The organism is Mesorhizobium sp. M7A.F.Ca.CA.004.06.1.1 (genome assembly GCF_003999135.1).
Classification (GTDB): Bacteria; Pseudomonadota; Alphaproteobacteria; order Rhizobiales; family Rhizobiaceae; genus Mesorhizobium.
Window position 1 is genome coordinate 1 of the sequence record NZ_RZPQ01000635.1, and the last position, 3,465, is coordinate 3,465.

Sequence of the window (3,465 nt, forward strand, 5' to 3'; positions counted from 1 at the left end):
GGCGAAGGGCGGAAACTTTCCTTTTCCCGCCATATGAACCGGAGATGAACGGCAGGTTCGTAAAGAGTTCAGACAGGCAAGCGCATTCTCCCCTCATCGGTTCACAAGGGGCGAAGGCCCGCAAAAAGGAGAGAAGACGATGTTCAACACGATCAAGACGGCAGCCCTTTCGGCCCTGGTCGGTCTCGGCACGCTGGCGGCCGTTCCTGCTCACGCCGACAGCCTCTATCTCGGCTTCGGCAACAACAACGACCCGCGTTTTGGCGTCTATACCGGTGACGACGGTTATCGCCATCGCCGTGACGAGCGCCGTGGCAACTGGCGCCGTGGCTGCTCGCCGGACCGCGCCCTCGACAAGGCCGAACGCATGGGCCTCCACCGCGTCCGGATCGTCGACGTCAGCCGTCGTACGGTGAAAGTGGCGGGCCGCCAGGATGGCGACCGCGTCGTCGTCGTGTTCGCCAATGAGCGCGGCTGCCCGGTCATCTATCGCTAAGCTTGGGTTTGGCGGACCCTAGAGGCTGATCTTCTGCGAAGATCAGCCGGGAGACGCGATCTTCTGCGAAGATTGGTCTGGACTAGCCGAGCCCTTTTCCGTTTGAAGGGTGTGGCTCGAAAAAACCCGCGGGAGCAATCCCGCGGGGTTTTCATGCACGCCATTGGTTGATGATTGCCGTGGCCAGGCTCAGCCACGGATCGTCAGAGCCGCTTATTTCAGTTCGAAGGTGACGGTGACCTGCACATTGTAGGCGTTCTCACCGGCCTGTACCGGAGCCGCGCCGGCCGCGGCATCGAAGGCTTTGGCATTGATCGGCATCGGCGCCGGCCTGATGTTCTGGTCTGTGATCTCGAGCACCCGGCCCAGGCTGACGCCGGCGGCTTCGGCCAGCGTCTTGGCCTTGGCCATGGCGTCGGCGACCGCCTTCTTGCGCGCCTCGGTGACCGTGGCTGCCGGGTTGTCATTGGTGAAGGCAATGCCGCCGCCCTGATTGACGCCCAGCGACACCGCCTTGTCGAGGACCTCGCCTGTCTTGTCGACGTCGCGCACCCGCACCGAAAGCGTGTTGGTCACCTGGTAGGCGACGAGTTCGGCTTCCTGACTGCCGTCCGGCTTGTTGGTGTAGTTGTAGCGCGGGTTGATCTGGATGCCAGCGGTCTGCAGATCGCGGTCCTTGATGCCGGCGGACTTCATCGCCGCGATCACGGCGGCCATGGCGTCATTGTTGGCATCGAGCGCGGCGCGCGCCGTTTTGGCCTCGCGCATGACGCTCAGCGTCAGGACCGCCAGATCGGGGGCTACGGTTGCTTCGCCTTCGCCCGACACGATGATGCGGGGCGGCGTCGGCAGATCGGCGGCTCCAGCCATCGCCGGAAAAGCGATTGCAGTGGCGAGCGCGAGAAGCAAAAGATGTCTGGTCATGAAAATCTCCTTGGTCTGCGATCAAGTCGCAAGGGGTCGCGTAGAGCGTGATTATGGGTTGATTTGGGCGATCTGCGGAAGCCCGTCGGGGAAAGCCTTGTGCCGCGATGCGAAAAACATTAATCCAGCCCGCGTGGGGCCTGTAGCTCAATGGTTAGAGCCGGCGGCTCATAACCGCTTGGTTGGGGGTTCGAGTCCCTCCGGGCCCACCATTAGCTTTCGAAGCCGTTGATTAATTGGGTTTTTTGTACTTTTTTGTCCCACTCTCTTCCACCCCCGCCAAAAGTGGGACATTTTCGTTCTCGTTTCGATCGAATACCAGAAGGGTCCGGGCAGACTGCGCCACTATCCGGCGGCGTGCCTTGCGGATGTAATGATCAGGCTGCTGATAGGTCGTCCAGCCGTAAATCGCCTTCAGCTGTTCATGTGTGGCTCCGTTTTCTGCGGCAACGGTGGCGCCTGCCTTGCGGACCCCGTGGGCGCTGCAGCCCGGGAGCCCCGCTTCGTCGCACCATTGGCGCATCTTGTTACCAAGGCCGTTTTCCGAGAAAGGCCGACCATACTCGGTGACGAGGAATGTCAGGTTGCCGGCCGGGGCGAAGGAAAGCTCATCCTCGAGTTCTGGGAGCAGAGGCAGTTCGACAACAATCGCTTCCTTGCGCACCTTGCTCTTGTCGGTCTTGCCAGGCTTGATCCTGATCCACTTCTCCCAGATCCCGGTATCCTTGTTGCGAACCTGGGTAATGTGTTGTCTGCCGAAGATTGCGGCATCGGACAGTCGCAAACCCGTGAACATGAAAATCGCCAGCGCCATACGAGCCATAGTGCCGCGCGCATGTCGTTTCTCATACTGGACGATCTCCGACACTTCCCAGGTGTGGAAACCTTCGCCATTGCCGGAAGTCAGGCGCTTTATTCCGTTTGCCGGATTGACCTCGACCATCTCGGCATCCTTGGCCCAAGCGAACATTGCGCTAATGGCTTTTGTAATATTGTTGGCTGCCCCCGGAGCGTCTGACCGGGTATCACGGAGCTCCTTGACGTGAGCCCGCTTCATGGCCGCGAACGGTAATGAACCCTTCGTCGAGAAGTCCGGATTGACTGGCCCGCTCAGCGGGTGAGGCAGTTTGCAACGCCTTCGAGTATTGTTCGTCGTCGAAGCATCGTGCCTTCGCCGACCTCTGCGCCACCGCGCCGGAAATACTCCTGGCAAAGCCACATCAGACTGCCGCGAGGGGCAACTGGCCTCACTACAGGCCCGACCACATTCTGAGCCGAAGCATAGGGAACGCCATCTCGCGCGCAGCGCACTTCTTCGTGGAACTCGGCTGAACCTGGCTTTTCTCGCAGACGGATCTTTTTTCTACCCGGTGCCCGGAAGTACAGCCGGATATTGCCGTGCCGATCCCTGTCTTCGACAACGCCTTTCAGATTGAATTTCACCATGGTGCTCGCCACGTCCATCATCTGCGATCCCAAGGATTATCGCTGGAGGACACGCCGTCAAGTTTGTTGTTGCGGTGTGGTAGCCGCCCGAATGCCTCTGCCAGTTCCTCCACATCCCAGACATAGCGCTCTTTGCTGGGCATCCGCGGTTGTGGCATACGGCCATCCGCGACCATCTGGTCGAACGTCGTTGGACTGACGCCGATAGCTACCGCTGCCTGTTCTCGATTAATGCCGAACAGCAGGAGCCCGCCAAGTGCGCGTTTCATTGCTTTTCTCGCTGCACATCGCCTCGCGGGCTGAGTTCCGCGACAGTGGAGCATTCACCTAAGAAGCAATCACGCTACCCTTTCCTTGCTATGCTTGGAATGGATCTGTCCGGCCAATGCGACAAACGGCGGTAACGGCGTGAAAATAGGATAGCAGACCGCGGCTGCGGGGGTTCGAGTCGGGAGACCGCTACATCGCAAGACCCACTATTGAGGGCGCGTTCTTTTGCTATCGCCGGCATGCAGCGTGAGCAAGGTGCGTTCGATGCCGTGCGGTAGAAAATCGCGACCCGTGGCGATGATGGACAGGGCCGATAGATAAGCAATATC

General features: G+C 60.0%; 5 protein-coding genes and 1 tRNA gene. 2 read left to right on the plus strand and 4 right to left on the minus strand.

The window, feature by feature from the left end; genetic code table 11:
- Window positions 1-139: 139 nt before the first annotated feature.
- Entirely contained in the window at window positions 140-496 is a 357-nt protein-coding gene (locus EN906_RS27340) for a hypothetical protein (protein WP_127269289.1), read from the plus strand.
- Between the two features lie 213 nt (window positions 497-709).
- Here the strand turns inward: EN906_RS27340 and EN906_RS27345 are convergent, their stop codons facing one another.
- On the minus strand, window positions 710-1,420 hold the full coding sequence (locus EN906_RS27345) for an SIMPL domain-containing protein (protein WP_127269288.1): 711 nt from the start codon (window positions 1,418-1,420) through the stop codon (window positions 710-712).
- 136 nt (window positions 1,421-1,556) lie between these two features.
- On the opposite strand from EN906_RS27345, the gene EN906_RS27350 reads away from it, so the two are divergent.
- Window positions 1,557-1,632 (plus strand) — tRNA-Ile (locus EN906_RS27350).
- A gap of 20 nt (window positions 1,633-1,652) precedes the next feature.
- Here the strand turns inward: EN906_RS27350 and EN906_RS27355 are convergent.
- From EN906_RS27355 to EN906_RS27365, 3 genes are all read right to left on the minus strand, one after another.
- Window positions 1,653-2,363, minus strand: a complete 711-nt coding sequence (locus EN906_RS27355; RefSeq protein WP_164748679.1) for a tyrosine-type recombinase/integrase — start codon at window positions 2,361-2,363, stop codon at window positions 1,653-1,655.
- Window positions 2,364-2,530: 167 nt separating this feature from the next.
- Window positions 2,531-2,887: a hypothetical protein gene (locus tag EN906_RS27360; RefSeq protein ID WP_127269286.1), complete on the minus strand. Its 357-nt coding sequence runs from the start codon at window positions 2,885-2,887 to the stop codon at window positions 2,531-2,533.
- On the minus strand, window positions 2,884-3,135 hold the full coding sequence (locus EN906_RS27365; protein WP_127269285.1) for a hypothetical protein: 252 nt from the start codon (window positions 3,133-3,135) through the stop codon (window positions 2,884-2,886). Before EN906_RS27365 ends, EN906_RS27360 begins: the two co-directional genes overlap by 4 nt.
- Between the last annotated feature and the right edge of the window lie 330 nt (window positions 3,136-3,465).